16 protein-coding genes and 1 riboswitch are annotated in these 17,918 nt (G+C 46.3%); of the genes, 3 read left to right on the top strand and 13 right to left on the bottom strand.

Annotation, left to right across the window (positions count from 1 at the left end):
- Positions 1–150 precede the first annotated feature (150 nt).
- The 8 genes from IRE19_RS16045 to IRE19_RS16080 all read right to left on the bottom strand — a co-directional run bounded on the left by IRE19_RS16045 (position 151) and on the right by IRE19_RS16080 (position 10,137).
- Complete coding sequence (locus tag IRE19_RS16045) at positions 151–537, bottom strand: FxsA family protein (protein WP_191716749.1); 387 nt, start codon at positions 535–537, stop codon at positions 151–153.
- Positions 538–618: 81 nt separating this feature from the next.
- Entirely contained in the window at positions 619–2,379 is a 1,761-nt protein-coding gene (pyk, locus tag IRE19_RS16050; RefSeq protein WP_203341176.1) for a pyruvate kinase, read from the bottom strand.
- A 22-nt stretch (positions 2,380–2,401) separates the two neighbouring features.
- Positions 2,402–3,361 carry a 6-phosphofructokinase gene (pfkA, locus tag IRE19_RS16055; protein ID WP_203341177.1) on the bottom strand — a complete coding sequence of 320 codons (960 nt, stop codon included), beginning with the start codon at positions 3,359–3,361 and terminating at the stop codon, positions 2,402–2,404.
- Between the two features lie 175 nt (positions 3,362–3,536).
- Positions 3,537–4,505 carry an acetyl-CoA carboxylase carboxyl transferase subunit alpha gene (accA, locus tag IRE19_RS16060; protein ID WP_203341178.1) on the bottom strand — a complete coding sequence of 323 codons (969 nt, stop codon included), beginning with the start codon at positions 4,503–4,505 and terminating at the stop codon, positions 3,537–3,539.
- Positions 4,498–5,370: an acetyl-CoA carboxylase, carboxyltransferase subunit beta gene (accD, locus tag IRE19_RS16065; protein ID WP_191716745.1), complete on the bottom strand. Its 873-nt coding sequence runs from the start codon at positions 5,368–5,370 to the stop codon at positions 4,498–4,500. The genes accA and accD overlap by 8 nt, the downstream gene beginning before the upstream one ends.
- Positions 5,354–6,004, bottom strand: a complete 651-nt coding sequence (locus tag IRE19_RS16070; protein WP_203341179.1) for a FadR/GntR family transcriptional regulator — start codon at positions 6,002–6,004, stop codon at positions 5,354–5,356. Before IRE19_RS16070 ends, accD begins: the two co-directional genes overlap by 17 nt.
- A 113-nt stretch (positions 6,005–6,117) precedes the next feature.
- Entirely contained in the window at positions 6,118–9,174 is a 3,057-nt protein-coding gene (gene dnaE, locus IRE19_RS16075) for a DNA polymerase III subunit alpha (protein WP_238943283.1), read from the bottom strand.
- Between the two features lie 18 nt (positions 9,175–9,192).
- Entirely contained in the window at positions 9,193–10,137 is a 945-nt protein-coding gene (locus IRE19_RS16080) for a DHH family phosphoesterase (RefSeq protein ID WP_203341181.1), read from the bottom strand.
- A 93-nt stretch (positions 10,138–10,230) separates the two neighbouring features.
- On the opposite strand from IRE19_RS16080, the gene IRE19_RS16085 reads away from it, so the two are divergent.
- Positions 10,231–10,536, top strand: coding sequence for a YtpI family protein (locus IRE19_RS16085; RefSeq protein WP_203341182.1), 306 nt, complete (start codon positions 10,231–10,233; stop codon positions 10,534–10,536).
- Between the two features lie 93 nt (positions 10,537–10,629).
- On the opposite strand, the gene IRE19_RS16090 is transcribed toward IRE19_RS16085, so the two are convergent.
- A complete protein-coding gene (locus IRE19_RS16090; protein WP_191716740.1) occupies positions 10,630–11,937 on the bottom strand; it encodes a DRTGG domain-containing protein in 1,308 nt (435 codons plus the stop codon).
- 403 nt (positions 11,938–12,340) lie between these two features.
- Entirely contained in the window at positions 12,341–13,021 is a 681-nt protein-coding gene (locus tag IRE19_RS16095; protein ID WP_203341183.1) for a metal-dependent hydrolase, read from the bottom strand.
- A gap of 191 nt (positions 13,022–13,212) precedes the next feature.
- On the opposite strand from IRE19_RS16095, the gene IRE19_RS16100 reads away from it, so the two are divergent.
- Complete coding sequence (locus IRE19_RS16100) at positions 13,213–14,310, top strand: M24 family metallopeptidase (RefSeq protein ID WP_203341184.1); 1,098 nt, start codon at positions 13,213–13,215, stop codon at positions 14,308–14,310.
- Positions 14,311–14,347: 37 nt separating this feature from the next.
- Here IRE19_RS16100 and ald read toward each other — a convergent pair whose 3' ends face one another.
- Positions 14,348–15,466: an alanine dehydrogenase gene (ald, locus tag IRE19_RS16105; protein ID WP_203341185.1), complete on the bottom strand. Its 1,119-nt coding sequence runs from the start codon at positions 15,464–15,466 to the stop codon at positions 14,348–14,350.
- 250 nt (positions 15,467–15,716) lie between these two features.
- Between ald and IRE19_RS16110 the strand changes: the two genes are divergently transcribed.
- The gene (locus IRE19_RS16110; RefSeq protein ID WP_191716736.1) at positions 15,717–16,223 is read left to right on the top strand and encodes a universal stress protein; all 507 of its coding nucleotides are present in this window, start codon (positions 15,717–15,719) and stop codon (positions 16,221–16,223) included.
- Positions 16,224–16,278: 55 nt separating this feature from the next.
- Here IRE19_RS16110 and IRE19_RS16115 read toward each other — a convergent pair whose 3' ends face one another.
- Together IRE19_RS16115 and IRE19_RS16120 are read right to left on the bottom strand one after the other, a co-directional pair.
- Entirely contained in the window at positions 16,279–17,217 is a 939-nt protein-coding gene (locus IRE19_RS16115) for an NADP-dependent oxidoreductase (protein WP_203341186.1), read from the bottom strand.
- A 95-nt stretch (positions 17,218–17,312) separates the two neighbouring features.
- On the bottom strand, positions 17,313–17,711 hold the full coding sequence (locus IRE19_RS16120) for a DUF4362 domain-containing protein (protein WP_203341187.1): 399 nt from the start codon (positions 17,709–17,711) through the stop codon (positions 17,313–17,315).
- Between the two features lie 157 nt (positions 17,712–17,868).
- Positions 17,869–17,912: riboswitch (PreQ1 riboswitch) on the top strand.
- Positions 17,913–17,918: the final 6 nt, after the last annotated feature.

A 17,918-nucleotide genomic window follows, 5' to 3' on the forward strand; every position in this document is an offset into this window, starting at 1 on the left:
AAAAAAAATGCAGAATGATGTCTCATCTGCGTTTATGAACTTCTGTTTTTATTCCCTTACTTAGCCATTATAATCAACTTTGTAGAATTTGTGAATGGAAACGCTTATAGAATTTAAATTTCCTTTCAAAATCCATGGAAATACCCGGTATTATCCAACGATAACCCGGGTATTTTTCATTTTTTTGTGGATTATTCGGTAAATGAATGGCTTATACATTTTCTGAGTGGGACTGAAAAGCATCGTAAACCCGACTGCATCAGAAATGAAGCCTGGTGTCAGCAACAAAATACCGCCCACCAGAATGAATGCCGCATTCAATAATTGATCCCCAGGAGCTTGAAAACTATTCATGCCATCCTGGATATCCTTTAATGCTTTTAGACCTTGCTTTTTGGCAAGAAAAGCGCCAAGCAAGCCGGTCGCCACAATGATTGCCATTGTTGCAAAGAATCCGAGCTTGCCTCCAGCCCAAATCAGCAAAGCCAATTCCAAAGTCGGTACTATGATCAAGGCCAAGAAAATCCATTTCATCATGTTGACCGGCCTCCTTCTTCTTTACTTTCCTTTGATGCTTTAACGGAGAGCAAAACTCCCTGCTAACTGATTCTCTATTGTTTAAAGGACACTCGCGTGGCCATGATAAACTATGCCGGTTTCCGCATCCATTGTAATATCATAGTTGTTCTTAATCAATGAAGTTGCTTCTTTGACACCAACGATTACCGGAATGCCAAGGCTCAAACCGACAACTGCGGCATGGCTCGTCAATCCGCCTTCTTCTGTAATGAGGCCAGCACATTTATTAATAGCTGGCATCATGTCGCGGTCGCTGCCGATCGTAACAATGATTTTGCCTTCAACATCGACTGCCAGCGCTTCTTCTGCGTTTTTGACCACAACAGTTTCACCGAAAGCGACTGTTTTGCCGATTCCCTGTCCTTTTGCAAGGATATCGCCGATCACATGCACTTTCATCAAGTTGGTCGTTCCGGCTTGCCCGACTGGAACGCCCGCCGTAATGACGACAAGATCACCGTGTTTGACATAGCCGTGTTTCAAGCTTTCATCCACAGCTTTTTCCAGCAATTCATCCGTCGATTCAACTGACGACCCGACGATGGGCTGAACGCCCCAAACCAATGTTAACTTACGAGCAGGTATATCGGAAGACGTGACAGCAATGATAGGCGCTCCCGGACGGTATTTGGAAATCATTTTAGCAGTTGTTCCGCTTTCCGTCGGTGCAATGATCGCCTGAACTTTCAAGTTCAGTGCAGTGTAGGCAACTGCCTGTCCAATCGCTTCAGTCATATTCGACTCTTTTTCTTTTCTTCTGGTTGAGACGATTTGTTTATAATTCAGTGCCGCTTCCGTTGTTTCTGCGATGCGGTGCATTGTTTCAACAGATTCGATCGGATACAGCCCGGCTGCCGTTTCACCTGACAACATAATAGCGTCTGTGCCATCAAAAATCGCATTGGCTACATCACTTGCTTCTGCACGTGTCGGACGTGGATTGCGTTGCATGGAATCGAGCATCTGTGTAGCTGTAATAACCGGTTTTCCAGCGCTGTTGCATTTGTCGATCAATGACTTCTGAACCAATGGCACTTCTTCTGCCGGAATTTCTACACCAAGATCTCCGCGCGCCACCATCAGGCCGTCAGATACCATGATGATTTCATCAATGTTGTCGACGCCTTCCTGGTTTTCGATTTTCGGGATGATTTGGATATGGGCTCCGCCGTTTTTCTCAAGAAGCCCTCTGATGTCTAAGACAGCTGCAGCATTTCTGACAAAAGAAGCAGCTACGAAGTCAACTCTTTGTTCAATACCGAATAAAATATCCTGGGCATCTTTTTCAGTGATTCCCGGCAACTGAACTGAAACTCCCGGAACATTGACGCCTTTTTTGGTTTTCAAAGTTCCGGCATTTTCAACTATCGTGTGGATAATTCCATTTGCTTTATCCAGGCTTTCCACGCGCAGTTCAATCAGTCCGTCATCAAGCAAAATGATAGATCCAGCATCTACATCTTCAATCAATTGATCATACGTAATAGAGAATCTTTCAGGAGTCCCCACTACTTCCGTCATGGAGATTTCAATTTTTTGGCCCGTTACCAATTCGATTGAATCGTTCTCCATTTGATGCGTACGGATTTCCGGCCCTTTGGTGTCCAGCAGGATGCCGACAATTTTACCGGCTTTATCTGCTGCTTCACGGATCCGTTTGATCCGCAGTGCATGCTCTTCATGGTTGCCGTGTGAAAAGTTCAAACGGGCGACGTTCATGCCCGCTTCAATTAAACGTTCAAGCAGTTCAGGTGATTCACTTGCTGGTCCGATTGTGCAGACGATTTTCGTTTTTCTCAATAAACTCACTCCATTTACCGTATTAAATTGCCAACTCTTTAGATAAAGTATACAAACTCATATCCGCATTATGCTCAGCAGTGAATGCTTCTGTCATATCATAGTCTACCACCTGATGATTTTTCATGCCAATAGCTCGTCCTCCAGCACCGGTAAGCAAAACTTCCACTGCCCGTGCGCCAAACAAGCTGCCAAGGACACGATCTCGGGCAGTCGGTGATCCACCGCGTTGAATATGGCCCAGTACCGACACGCGTGTTTCTATATCCGCCTTCTCTTTAATGAGCTCAGCCAGTTCATTGCCGCCCATGACTCCTTCCGCCACAATGATGATGCTGTGGCGCTTGCCTCGGTTGCGGCCTTTTTGGAGACGATCGACCATGTCATCGATATCATAGCTGTCTTCCGGAATGAGGATGGTTTCTGCACCGCCGGCCAGACCTGCCCACAAAGCCAAATCACCGGCATCGCGGCCCATCACTTCTACGATGAACGTCCGTTCGTGGCTTGTCGCGGTATCACGGATTTTATCAATCGCTTCGATAACGGTATTCAATGCCGTATCAAATCCAATGGTGTAGTCGGTTCCCGGAATGTCATTGTCGATGGTTCCCGGAACGCCTACGCATGGAAATCCTCTTTTTGTCAATGCCATCGCTCCACGATAAGAACCGTCGCCCCCAATGACTACTAGCCCTTCAAGACCTTCTTTGCGCATGTTTTCAATCGCTTTTAATTGGCCTTCTTCGGTGCGAAACTCCTCGCAGCGTGCGGAATATAATTTAGTTCCGCCACGCTGGATAATGTCTCCCACATCTCCTGCTTCCAGCTTTTTGATGGTGCCTTCGATCAGGCCCTGATACCCGGAATAAACCCCAGCTACTTCAATGCCATGGAAAATCCCTTTACGGACAACTGCCCGAACAGCTGCATTCATGCCCGGCGAATCTCCTCCGCTTGTCAACACTCCAATTTTCTTCATTGATATACCCCTCCTGCAGTCCATTTACTCTGTTTACCTTACCACGCCAAGGCGTTGCTGTCAGTCCTGAATAGCCTTCAAACATGTTAAGATTTTGTTTGCAAAATCCAAACCTTATTTAATTCAGGTGCCTCAATTTTCCGAAAACAAAAAGAACCGCCGAGGCGGTTCTCCATCATTCACTGAAAACACCGATTGATTTGAACTTCCGGTAACGCTGGTCAATCAGTTCTTCAGAGGTCATGCCATTCAATTCCTCAAGGGAACGGCGGATCGCCTCAGAAATGATTGCCGCCTGCCGCTGTGGATCATGATGTGCACCACCGCGCACTTCCGGAATCATGTGTTCAATTATCTTCATTTCCAACAAGTCGGGTGCAGTGATTTTCATGGCTTCAGCTGCTGTTTGCGCAAGAGCCGAATCTTTCCATAAAATCGATGCCGCGCCTTCAGGCGAGATAACCGAGAAAGTTGAGTTTTCCAGCATCAAAATCTGGTTGCCGACACCAAGTGCCAATGCGCCCCCGCTACCTCCTTCACCGATGATAATAGATAGGACAGGAACTTCCAGCCCGGCCATTTCAACAAGGTTCCGCGCAATCGCTTCGCTTTGCCCACGTTCTTCAGCTGCTTTACCCGGATACGCCCCTTTCGTGTCTATCAGGCAAATGATCGGACGCTTGAATTTCTCCGCCTGCTTCATCAAGCGCAAAGCTTTCCGGTAGCCTTCAGGATGCGGCATGCCGAAATTCCGTCTGACATTCTCTTTCGTATCTTTGCCGCGCTGATGGCCGATAATCGTAACCGGCTGGCCGTGAAAAGAAGCGATTCCACTGACGATCGCTTCATCGTCCCCGTAAAGGCGATCGCCATGCAATTCGATAAAGTCATTAAAAATCAACGGGATATAGTCGAGAGTAGTCGGCCGTTCCGGATGGCGAGCCACTTGGACACGGTCCCAAGGTTTCATGTTTTCGTATATCTCTTCTTCAAGCTTGGAGAACCTGTCTTCCAGAGACTTGATTTCCGAACTCAAATCAACTTCGGCATTCGCTGTATACTCCTTCAGCTCTGAGATTTTTGTTCTCAGCTGAATAAGCGGTTCTTCAAAAGGCATTGTTTTTTTTCCGTTTTTCTTAGCCATTGGTCACGGCTCCTTTCGTGTGGAGACGCACAATCGTCGCCAGCGTATCTTTCATTGACGCCCGGTGAACGACTGCATCCAGTTGTCCGTGGGCCAGTAAAAATTCAGCAGTCTGAAAGTCTTCCGGCAATTTCTCGCGCACGGTCTGTTCAATAACCCGGCGTCCTGCAAAACCGATCAATGCTTTTGGTTCAGCGATATTGATATCCCCCACTGATGCAAAACTTGCGGAAACGCCGCCTGTTGTCGGATGCGTCAGAACTGAGACAAAAAGCAGGCCTTCGTTGCTGTGGCGTTTCAAAGCCACACTGGTTTTTGCCATCTGCATCAACGACAGAACGCCTTCTTGCATACGTGCTCCACCGCTCGCTGTAAAAATGATAAAAGGCAATTTGCGCTCAGTAGCTGCTTCAATGGCACGCGTAATCTTCTCTCCAACAACCGACCCCATAGAACCCATCCGGAAATGGGAATCCATAATCGCTACTACAATCGGATGGCCAAACAGCTGGCCGGTACCAGTCAAGACCGCTTCATTCAAACCGGTTTTTTCACTGTCTGCCTGGACTTTTTCTGTATAGCCAGGAAAGCCGAGTGGGTTTTCCGATTTTAAATGATCGTCCATCGATTCGAAGCTTCCGGCATCCAGCAAACTATTGACACGTTCATAAGCAGTCATCTTAAAATGATGGTCGCATTTTGGACAAACCTTATTATTTTTATCTAAATCCTTCGTCAATGTAATTTCTTTGCAGGAAGGACATTTAGTCATCAAGCCTTCTGGGACATCCTTTGCAGATTTCGTAGGTATGGTCGCCTCTTTGCTGTCTTTATTGCGTTTAAAAATATCACGAATCATTGCCATTGCGTATTCTCTCCTTTTGTAGCCATTCATTCCAGGCCCGAAACTCCCGAACGGCCGTCTCTGCATCTTGCTGCTCAATTGCAGTAAGTATATGGTTCATGTGTTCAATTTCATCAGAAGTGACAGTTCCATCATATGGATTTCCGCTGTATTGCTTCAATAGAAACCAGATTTTCAATGACAATCGATTGCCCGACAGCACCATCAGTTCACGGACAAAGTCTTCTCGCTGAAAGCTGTCGTTTGTAAGGTGCAGCCGAAAACTGTCCCAGACCTTCATTTGGCTGGCTGCTTCATTTTGGCAAATAGACTGGATCGCGGCCACTTCATGGAGCAAGCGCGTTTCCCAGACATCTTTATGCGACTGATTGTCCTGCAGGACGAACGTCGACAACACCTCAACCAATGTATGGTTGCGATGGTCAGACAGAAATGTACCTTCACCTCTGCGCGTTTCGATCAACCCAAGCAATTCCAAACTGCGCAATGCTTCCCGCAGCGTTGAGCGACCTACTTGCATGGTTTCGGCCAATTCCCTTTCAGATGGAATGCGGTCACCCGGCTTGATTTTTTCCTGCCGGATCATATCACGAATGTCCCTGACTATATCCAAATACCGTTTAGTTTGATTCATGACAGTTCCTCAGTTCCCATTTTTTTGAAAGTGGTCTGACCACTCATATTCTATACCTTACAAAAAAAATATGGCTACGTAAAGAAAAAACTGCTTTTCTTTTAGAAAAGCAGTCAGGTTTCTATATTCTTGCAGATAATCGCTGTTTTATGGTTGCGGTTTTCGACTTGCCCCTGAATTTCGAGGATGGCATGGGACTCAAGAAGAAGGTTGTATTTGGCATATTCTACTGGAAACAATGTGACAGAAGCTGGACCAGTTTCGTCCACTAAGGTTACAAATGCCATAGCATCTCCTTTTTTTGTCCGGATCCGTTTAATATCTTCCACCATTCCAAGTACCCTAACCGATTCACGGTCCCGTTTTGTATGAAGTGATTTCAGTTCGTTATAGGATTTCTGCCTTTCTTCTTTTTCCCGTTCAACCGGATGCTTAGACAAATAAAAGCCCAGCACTTCTTTTTCGTAATCGAGTTTCAGACTTTCCGGGAGTTCCGTTGCTTTGGTGTATTTCGGTTTCATGAAGCTCGACCCCATATCATCAAATAGGCCAGGGTCTTCATTCGGTTTAACCAGTTCAGCATGCTTGATGGCACTGTCCAGCGATGCCAGCAAAACACTGCGGTCATACCCAAAGTCATCCAAAGCTCCTGCTTTAATCAACGGCTCAAACGATTTCCTGTTGAAATGCAAGGCTGAAATCCGTTCGGCAATATTGAACAGGCTGCTGAACGGCCCATCTTCTCTTGCGTTCAGCAACGCTTTGATCGTTGTTCCTGGAACTCCTTTTACCGCATTCAACCCAATCCGGATCTTGCCGTCTTCTACAGAAAAGGAATGGCGGCTTTGCTGAACAGAAGGCGGCAGCAACGGAATTTTATTATCTTTGATTTCCTGCAGCAACTGTCTCGTTTTATCCGCATTCCCCGCGCTGTTTCCCAACAACCCGGTATAGAAATGAACCGGATAATGGGTCTTCACATAGCTCAGCTGGTAGGAAATGATGCTGTAGGCGACGGCATGGCTTTTCGGAAAACCGTAATCCGCGAAACGGACAATCAAATCGTAGACTTCTGATGCTTCCGCTTCTGTAAAACCTTTCGCTTTGGCTCCATGGGCAAAATGCGCGCGTTCTTGGTCCAAAATCTCGCGTTTCTTTTTGCTGACTGCACGCCGCAACAAGTCGGCTTCTCCCAAAGAAAAACCGGCCATCTTCGCTGCAATGTGCATAATTTGTTCCTGATAAACGATGACGCCATAAGTTTCGCTTAAAATGGGTTCCAGAATCGGATGGACATATTTCACAGTTTCCTGCTTGTGTTTCCGTCTCGCATATAACGGAATGAATTCCATTGGGCCTGGCCGGAACAAAGCATTTACTGCGACGATGTCACCGAATGCCGTGGGTTTAATTTGACGGAGCGCCCCGCGCATGCCCTCGGATTCCAATTGGAAGACACCGGTTGTATCGCCAGCAGCCAGCAGCTTGAACGTTTCAGCATCCGTCAACGGAATATTCCGGTAGTCTAGCCGTTTTTTCGTATCCCAATAAATCAAGTTGCGGATTTGTTCCAGGATCGTTAAATTGCGCAGACCCAAAAAGTCCATTTTCAGTAAGCCGATCGCTTCCAGTTCCTGCATAGGCCATTGCGTCAAATAAATGCCTTCATGCCCTTTTTCAATCGGGACATGGTCAACCAGCGGCGATGGACTTAAAATTACTCCTGCTGCATGGGTTGAAGCATGGCGCGGCAGCCCTTCCAATTTCAGTGCTGTCTTGAACCAAGTTTTGCGCTCTTCCCGCTCCATGATCCAGCTCTCCAAAGTCTGCGATTCTTTGAGGGCCGACCGTAGCGTAGTGCCTGGACGATTCGGAATCATTTTCGAAATCGCATCCAGCTCTTCAGCTTCAAAACCGAACACACGGGCTGTATCACGGGCAACGGCTTTTGCCGATAAGGTGCCGAATGTGATAATTTGGGCGGTTCGTACCGCTCCATATTTTCCCGCTACGTATTCCACTACTTCGTGCCGTCTGTGATCCGCAAAATCAATATCGATATCGGGCAGCGTTACGCGTTCTGGATTCAAGAAGCGTTCAAACAGCAAGCCGTGTTCGAGAGGATCCACATCTGTGATTTTCAGTGAATACGCCACAAGCGAACTGGCCGAAGATCCACGCCCAGGGCCTGTCATAATGCCCTGGTCTTTGGCATATTTCATGAAATCCGAAACAATGAGGAAATAGTCGATAAATCCCATCGTTCCAATCACAGACAACTCATAATCCAATCGGTCGTGATAGTCCTGTGAATAGCCGGGGACCCGTTCAGCCAATCCCGATTTGCACAACTCTGCAATAAAAGCCGCTTTGTCGGTTTCTTTCGGCAATGGGAATACTGGCAGCAGTTGGCGGTTCATCGGAATCGTCAACTGGCAGCTTTTCAAGACATCCGCTGTTCGCCGGAACCATTCCGGGCGGTCAGCGAACCAGGACTCGAACTCTTGCCGGCTCGGCACATAGGCATTGGTGTGCTCAGGTTTCTTTCTTTCCGGATCTTCCATCTTCAAGCCCTGGCCAATGGCGGATGCCACTTCATAGGCAAATGCATCTTGTTGGTGCAGGTAACGGCTTTCCTGTGAAGCGATAATCGGCAAGCCCATATTTTCGCAGATGCCGACAAATGCAGGTTCATGTTCCGATGTTATTCCGCCTGGCCGTTCGATGCTTCCAAAAGCTGCTGAGCCGAATAAATGCTTAACGTATTCGAATACCTGGCTGCGGTCGGTCAATAGCCATTCTGTTTTATTGGGAATAACACAGATCAACCCTTCTCGATAGGCTTTGAGCCATTGCTCAGGGATGGCCTCTTTGTCTCTTGTCGACAAGGCACTGGAGATTTTCAGCAAATTGCCGTAGCCTTTATTCGACTGGGCATATAAAACGACCGGATAGGATTGCTCTTCGTATTCAATAGACGCCGAAAGGCCGACCACCCCATGGATGCCGGCACGGCGGCATGCTTCCCAAAAAGGAAGAATACCATATAATTTGGTGTTGACGATTGCGGCTGAAGCGGCTCCTTGTTCCTTCAGATACGGGAAAAGTTCGTCAAGGCGTACCGTGCTTTTCAGCAAATCAGCCGATGTGCTTATATGCGGATAAACCATTGACAACCGACTCCCTCCTTAGTTTGCAGCAGCACAGATTTCGGCAAGGCGTGCGATAACCTGGTCAGCTTCCTGCCATGAATAAGCAGTTGCACCGGATGCCAACGGATGTCCTCCGCCTCCGAATTCCTTCGCTAGTGTATTGATGATCGGCCCTTTTGAGCGCAGGCGTACACGGATTTCAGTGTCTTCTTCAATCAAGATGACCCACGCTTTCATGCCTTTCACATTGCCGAGCGATCCGACCAATAAAGAGGTATCGGTTGCCGTTACGTCAAATTCCTTGAGAATATCTTTGGTGATTTTAACATGAGCGGCCCCATTTTCATCCATTTTGAAGTTTTGGTACATATACCCCTGCAAATGCAATAACTTGCGGTCCATTTCGTACATGCCGTTATGCAGCGCATTTCGGTCGAAGTCGTATTTGATCAATTCGCCTGCAACCGCAAATGTTTTTTGTGTCGTACTTGGGAACAGAAAACGTCCCGTGTCTCCAATAATTCCTGCATACAGCAGACGGGCTGCTTTTGCCGTCATCGTCCAGCCCTCGCGGTCACGGCCATATGTAAATAACTCGTAGATCAATTCAGAAGCGGAACTTGCGGTCGTATCAACGGAAACAATGTCGCCGTAAGCATCATCATTCGGGTGGTGATCGATTTTAATGAGCTTGGCACCCGTCTTGTAGCGCTGATCGTCCACACGCTCCGTATTCGCCGTATCGGTCACGATCACCAATGCGCCTTCAAAATCCTGATCTTCTACCAGATCAGGAAAGTCCAGGAAGTCCATTGTGTAATCATGGGTGCCGGCAGCCAGGATGCGTTTGTCCGGATAATTGTGTTCCAAAATATATTTCAGGCCAAGCTGTGAACCATAGGCATCCGGGTCTGGACGCACATGGCGGTGAATGATGATGGTACTGTATTGTTTAATTGTGTCGATGATTTGACTGTTCATTTCCGAGTTCCTCCATTATATAAGGAAATCCATTCGCAATTTTGCTCAATTCTCAGTACAATGAAAATGAGTTTTGGAATTCAGGAGGTCCCTATGTTAATATTCGTTGTTTTAATCATTGTATCATTTGTCGTTTATTTTTATAACAAAACCAAGCAATTCCGCACCCGCTCCGTTTTGCCGATACGCAAAAAATGGTACGCAGCACGCGCATCCATGGCTTTGGGCAGTTTTGTCACTTTATTCGGCATTAATCAGCTATTCGTTTTCCAGAGCACGGTCACCTTCATCGTCTCAGCTATTTTCATCGTCCTTGGCTTAGCGCTTGTGTATTACAATTACAAAGCAGCACGCCATTACCAAACATTCCTAGAGGAAGAAGCGGACTTGAACCCGTAAGCCCTTTTTTCTCCTAAAGGATGTTCAGGCAGCAGATGCACTCGATCATCGAGTGTTCCTGCTGCCTTTTTTCATGGATGGAATTCACTTATCTCAACGGTCCAACAATTGGAAAGTCAAAATGGCTTTGCCGACGATTTCATTTTCCAGGGAAACTTCCACTTCTACTTTGGCCGATTTTCGGCTAATGTCGAGAATCTGGGGTTTGACGAATACCAAGGTATCCAATTGGACCGGCTTCAGGAAATAAACAGACATGTTTTCCAACACACTGTCTTTTCGGTTTTTGGTTTTCAGCGCCGCTCCTGCCGCTTCCGTCAAGATCATCGTATAGGCACCATGGGAAATCGAGCCATAAGCATTGGTCATTTGCGGCGTTACCCGGAATTCCAACATCAATTTATCGCCCGTCTGCTGATGCAGCTGGCTTTTGATGATGTCATCGATCGTTTCGCCTTGCTGCGGCTGGCGTTGGGCGGTTTGAATCGCTTTCAGGACATCCTGCCTGCTGATGACCCCTTTCAATTTGCCGTGGTCATCTGCGACCGGCAGTAAATCGATGCCTTCCCAAATCATACGGTGCCCTGCAGCGGCCACACTGGTTTGCATCGAAACAGTGATCGGATCTTTGGTCATCGCTTTTTCAACCAAATCCGTCGGCTGATGGCCGATAACATCTCTTGATGTGATGATTCCGACCAGTTTATTGGAATGATCGACGACCGGAAAACCGCCATGGGTCGTTTCTTCATTCAAATCATGGTAACGGCTGATCGGATCTTTTACATTCAAATGTGCCGTCACTTCCAACGGAATCAAAATATCTTCAATCAATAGAATTTCTTTTTTGATCAATTGATCGTAAATGGCACGGTTAATCATGGTCGCTACAGTAAAAGTGTCATAACTTGTCGAAATGACCGGCAGTTCAAATTCATCCGCCAGTTTTTTCACCCCTTCAGATGCTTCAAACCCGCCTGTCACAAGTACTGCCGCTCCGGCTCGCAATGCATATTCATGTGCTTTGTAACGATTTCCGACAATCAGCAGATTGCCGGCTTCGGTATAGCGCATCATGTCTTCCAGCTGCATAGCCCCAATAACGAATTTGTTGAGAGATTTATGCAATCCGGCTCTGCCGCCCAACACTTGGCCATCGACAATATTGACGATTTCAGCATAGGTCAGCCGCTCAATGTTCTCTTTTTTCTTGCGTTCAATGCGAATGGTTCCGACACGTTCAATCGTCGACACCAATCGTTTCGTCTCCGCTTCTTTGATAGCCCGGTAAGCGGTACCTTCACTGACCTGCAAATCTTTCGCAATGCGCCGCACGGAAATTTTTTCCCCTACCGCTAAAGTCTCAATATAATCCAATATCTGTTCATGTTTAGTCGCCATGATTTCACCCATTCTTTCTACGTAGCTGTACATTCTAGTGTAGCATAATTACAAGAAAAGTGGAGACGGGCGTCCTGGTCCGACAGGCGTAAGACGATCTGGCTGAGCGGTGTTTTTTCACCCGAACTGCCAGAGGGGCTTATGTCCCGAGGGCCAGCCCGTCGCAACTGGACAAGAGAAAAGTGGAGGCGATCATGTTTGCCCTGATCGGCATAAGACAGACCGGCGAAGCGGCGTCTCTTCAGCCGCACAGCTGGGCAGGCTTATGACCAGAAGGGCTGATTGCCGTAACTGGACAATCGAAAAGTGGAGGGAGCCAATGCAAGACGGTCCGTAAGAGTAACCGCTCAAAAAAAGAAAAACAAAACCCGAAAAGCCTCTGCTCTTCGGGGTTTTGTACTTATTATAATTCGATGCTGCCACCTGGCTGCAGAATATTCACTTCTGCACCTTCTACCAGTGACTTGAAATGCTCCGGATCTTGTTTGATTGGCGGGAACGTATTGTAATGGATCGGCACCACTACTTTCGGCTTTAACAATTCAACCGCATACGCTGCATCTTCCGGCCCCATAGTGAAAAAATCGCCGATGGGCACAAACGCTACATCAATTTCATTGCGTTCCCCAAGAATTTTCATGTCACCGAAAACTTCGGTATCGCCGGCATGGTAAACTGTCTTGCCTTCAGCCTTAAAGAGGATTCCGGCTGGCATACCGCCGTATACCACTTCACCTTCTTCAGTAGTATAGGAAGAACTATGAAATGCTTTTGTGAATTTCACTACGCCAAAATCAAATTCATGTGCGCCGCCCAGATTCATTCCAGCAGCATTCACTCCCTGGCTGCCCAAATAATTAGCCAACTCAACTGGCGCCACAACTTGTGCATTATTGCTTTTTGCCAATTCCACAGTATCTCCAACATGGTCGTTATGCGCATGCGTCAATAAAATCGCCGTGGGTTTTTCATCCCCTACTTTCAAGTCTGTCAATTCGTTGCCGTTGATGAACGGGTCGATTAAAATCGTGTGCTCACCCGTTTTGATTTTTACAATGGAATGTCCGTGATATGAGATGTGCATGAAATCCCTCCAAAAAGTTTTTAAATAATGATGGATATAAGAGCTGAACTGGTTCTTTCTGATAAAAGCTGACAAAATGTCTTCATCCTGTTTTCGGGCTGATTGAATGGTGAAGCGCTGGTTAATTCAACTCATATAGCTGTTTTATACCCTGATTTTTGATATGCTACACATGTAGAGGAGGAATATATATGACCAAAATCAAGCAATTACAGAATTATTTAAAGGAACAATCAATCGATGCGGCGTTCATCACCGATCCTTATAACGTCTTTTACGTCAGCGGTTTCCAAAGCAACCCGCATGAACGCCTGCTGGGTGTAATGGTCTTCGCTGAAGCTGAGCCGTTTCTGATCTGTCCGAAAATGGAAATGCCCGACGCAAAAAATGCAGGATGGACGGGCGAAATCATCGGGCACGAAGATACACAGAACTCTATGGAAATCCTGTTCAACACCGTCCAATCGCGTGGAGTTGAAGTGAAGGCATTGGCAATCGAAAAAGCGCATATGACGGTTGACCGTTACGATGCCATTCTTTCATTATTCGGCTCGCTCCAAATTGTCCAAATGGATGATCAGCTGAATGCTATGCGGGTCATCAAAGACAATGCAGAACTTCAGATTTTGCGTGAAGCGGCAGCATTGGCTGATTATGCCATCGAAGTTGCGGCCAAAACAATTAAAGAAGGCATCACCGAAGTTGAAGTGATGACTGAAATTGAATTGGCTTTGAAAAAACGCGGCGTAACCCATATGTCTTTCGATACGACCGTATTGGCTGGAGATAAGGCCGCGTCGCCTCACGGCAAAACCGGTGACCGGAAACTGCAGAATGGTGATTTGGTTTTATTCGACCTTGGCGTTGTCCATAAAGGCTATTGTTCGGACATCACCCGCACATTGGCACTTGGTGAACCAGGCGAAGAGCAGAAAAAAGTATATGAGATTGTCTTAAAAGCTGAAACGGCCGCACTCGAAGCCGTCAAGCCAGGTGTTACCGCAGCTGAACTCGACCAGATTTCACGCAAGGTCATTACGGATGCTGGGTATGGTGATTATTTCACGCACCGCCTGGGACATGGCCTCGGCATTTCGGTGCATGAATTCCCTTCTATCCACGGGGCGAACCCGATGAAGATGGAAAAAGGGATGGTCTTTACCTTGGAACCCGGCATTTACGTTCCGGGCACAGTCGGCGTTCGCATTGAAGATGATGTGGCGGTCACAGAAGACGGCTATGAAGTATTAACGAAATACCCGAAAGAACTTCAGATCATTACAAATTAATTATAAAAAGGGCATCGGATTTCTCCGATGCCCTTTTTTATTGTCCTAATACATCGTCGACTGACTTATATTCCAGTCCCTGATCAGTAGCGACTGCCTGGTAGGTGACATGGCCCGCCAATGTATTTACTCCTTTTTTCAAAGCTTCGTTTTCGGAGATTGCTTTTGCAAATCCTTTATTCGCGATCTGCACGGCGTAGGGTACTGTAACGTTCGTCAAACCAATTGTTGAAGTTCTGGGAACAGCACCGGGCATATTCGCGACTGCATAATGAACGACTCCATGTTTCACATAGGTCGGTTCATCGTGGGTCGTGATGCGATCACTGGTTTCAAAAATTCCGCCTTGGTCAATCGCGATATCAACCACCACGGAACCCGGATTCATGGATTTGATCATGTCTTCTGTCACCAATTTAGGTGCTTTCGCCCCCGGAATCAAAACAGCTCCAATAACCAAATCCGCTTTTTTCACGGATTCTGCGATATTCAGCGGATTGGACATCAAGGTCTGTACATCCTGACCGAACTGGTCATCCAATTGACGCAAGCGATCGGGATTCAAATCCAGGATCGTCACATTCGCCCCCATTCCAACGGCCACTTTTGCAGCGTTGGTTCCCGCTACACCTGCACCGATTATGGCGACATTTCCTCGGCCCACGCCGGGAATACCGCCTAGAAGAATCCCTGCACCGCCGTGTATCTTCTCGAGGAACTGAGCTCCGATCTGCGTGGACATCCGGCCTGCCACTTCACTCATTGGTGTCAGCAACGGCAAGGAATTGTTGGGCAACTGCACCGTTTCGTACGCAATACCTGTCACTTTTGCTTCCAGCAATGCCTGAGTCAACTCTTTTTCAGGCGCTAAATGCAGGTAGGTGAACAGAATCAGTCCTTCCCGGAAATAACGGTACTCTTCCTGGACGGGTTCTTTTACTTTCATGACCATTTCCTGTGCCCAGGCTTCGTCCGCTGTTTCAACAATTTTCGCACCAGCTGCACTGTAATCTTCATCGGTAAAACCGGAACCCAGACCAGCGCCCGACTGAATAAATACATCATGTCCATGAACTTCAAGATTGACTACGCCGGCCGGTGTCATAGCTATTCTGTTTTCATTGTTTTTTACTTCTTTCGGTACACCAATTCGCATTTCGAAACCCTCCATCATTTTAAGTAGTTTAAACCGATAAAATAGATTGTTTATTCTGATATCTACTTTATTCTATCAGACTTCACTTGTTTCCGCTGTCATATCAGCTGCCCTCCTTTCTGATGCTGTTTCCAGAAGGACTCATCACCGTCTCTAATTTGACAAATATTCAGTAAAATTAACTTCAATTTAGAAGGAACTCTTGCAGTTATAGCGAATGGTATAAGTAGAGACAAAGGAGGAATGTAGGATGACATTAAAGTATAGTCAGATTCTTGTAGCAGTAGACGGTTCAAAAGAAGCGGAATGGGCATTCAAAAAATCGGTCGGCATAGCTGAGCGGAACAATGCCACATTAAATTTGGTAAATGTAATCGACACCCGCTCATTTGCAGCAATTGAAGCATATGACCGCTCCATTGCCGACCGCGCCCAAAAATTCGCCGAAGACCTGCTGGAAGATTATAAGAAAGAAGCTTTAGCAGGCGGGGTTCAAAAAGTGAATATTGTAGTTGATTATGGTTCTCCAAAAACAATGATTTCAAGAGAGTTGGCTCAAAAAGTGGAAGCAGACCTTATCGTCTGTGGTGCTACCGGATTAAATGCAGTTGAACGTTTCTTAATCGGAAGCGTATCTGAACACATTGTCCGTTCTGCAAAATGCGATGTTCTGGTCGTCCGTACAGAAGAGGCCCAAAATGATGCTCCCGATGAATATTATTCAGAAGACAAATCAGGTAAACCTGAAAACTTCTAAAATAACAGACGAAAAAAGCCTTTCACAAAATTTTGTGAGAGGCTTTTTCGTTTTATTAAGATTTTATTTTGATGATTATTTTTCCTCTGGCATGATGGGATTCACTTAACTCATGTGCATCTTGCAAACCTCGTTCAGTAAATGCAAATACTTCACCGATTGTAGGCTTCAATTCGCCAGATACATAAAGATTTGCTAGCTTTTTTAATTGTTCTCCACTCGGTTCCAGCCAAAAGTCACTGGCTTTCACTTCGTGTTGCTCCGCCTTTTCAGCAGAAGGCTGTCCAGCAATGGAAATCAATTTCCCACCTTTTTTCAGGATCTTAAAGCTTTTATCGAGAACCTCGCCGCCCATCGTATCCAATACTGCATCGAAATCTTCCAGCAGCTCGCTGAAATCTTCTTCACGGTAGTTGATGACCCGATTGGCTCCCAAAGATTTAACCAATTCATCGTTCTTATCGCTGGCCGTTGTTGCCACATAAGCGCCGATGCTGTTGGCAATTTGAATGGCCATACTGCCGACACCGCCGGCTCCTGCATGGATCAGCACTTTGTCGCCTTTTTTCACTTCTGCAAAGTCCACAAGACATTGGTAAGCTGTCAATCCCGTCAAGGGAATTGCGGCCCCCTCTTCGAATGTCATACTTTCCGGCATATGCGCAAGCAAGTCTTCATCCACAGGCACATATTCTGCATAGGTGCCTTGACGCGTAGTTGCAGGTCTTGCGAAAACACGGTCACCCACTTTAAAGTGCTTCACGTCTTTGCCAACTTCAGCAATGATGCCTGCTGCATCCCAACCTAAAATAATTGGAAACTCCCAAGGCAGCATTTCTTTCAAATATCCTTCACGCAATTTCCAGTCAATCGGGTTGATGGAAGTAGCATGGATCTCCACCAGAACCTGATTGTCCATAATTGCCGGTTTTTCCACTTGCTGTTCCTTCAATTGCTCTTTGCCGCCGTAACTATCAATGACGATTGCTTTCATCTCACATCTCTCCTTCCGTTATTATCAAATATACCCTTATACAGAAATATTATTCACAAAAGAAAATTAGAAATGTTTAAAGCATAAAACCTTTATCACTTTTCGTGGAGGACACTATTCATTCCTGTTTCAGGATCACATCCTGCCAACACATAGACCGCTTCAGTTTCAGAAGAGATGATCGTAATTTCATTACACATCCTTGTCACGATCTCTTTAGAGCCGAACTGATCTTCTCTGTAATCTTCTACAGACTCGATCTTATTGCCGTCAAAATGCAGGTCTTGATAAATGGGATCGCCTTCTGTCGTATAGCTGATTATTCTTACGGCATCTTCTTTTCCATTTACCGTGTTTTCATAAAACGCATACAGTCGCTCCCCGTTCGTGATTTCGCCTTGTATATCTTCAATGATATCCCTTTCTTCAAACGATTCCCGGTTGCAACCAATAACTGTTGCTGCTAGTAACACCAGTAAAGCGATTCGCTTCATCTCTACACCTCCCATTGCAGATTAGACGCATTGCGTATTGAAAAATTACAGGTCTCTTCATTGGCCGGTTTTCTGATACACATTTCTCTGGTAACTACGCAAGCTTTCTGTCAATTGTTTCCTTTAGTGCACAATATGGTATCATTAAAACTGTTCGTTCAAAGAGGTTCGCAAACTCCCTCTCTAAAAAACTAAGGAGTGTTACAG

The organism is Planococcus beijingensis, assembly GCF_016820615.1.
GTDB lineage: Bacteria > Bacillota > Bacilli > Bacillales_A > Planococcaceae > Planococcus > Planococcus notacanthi.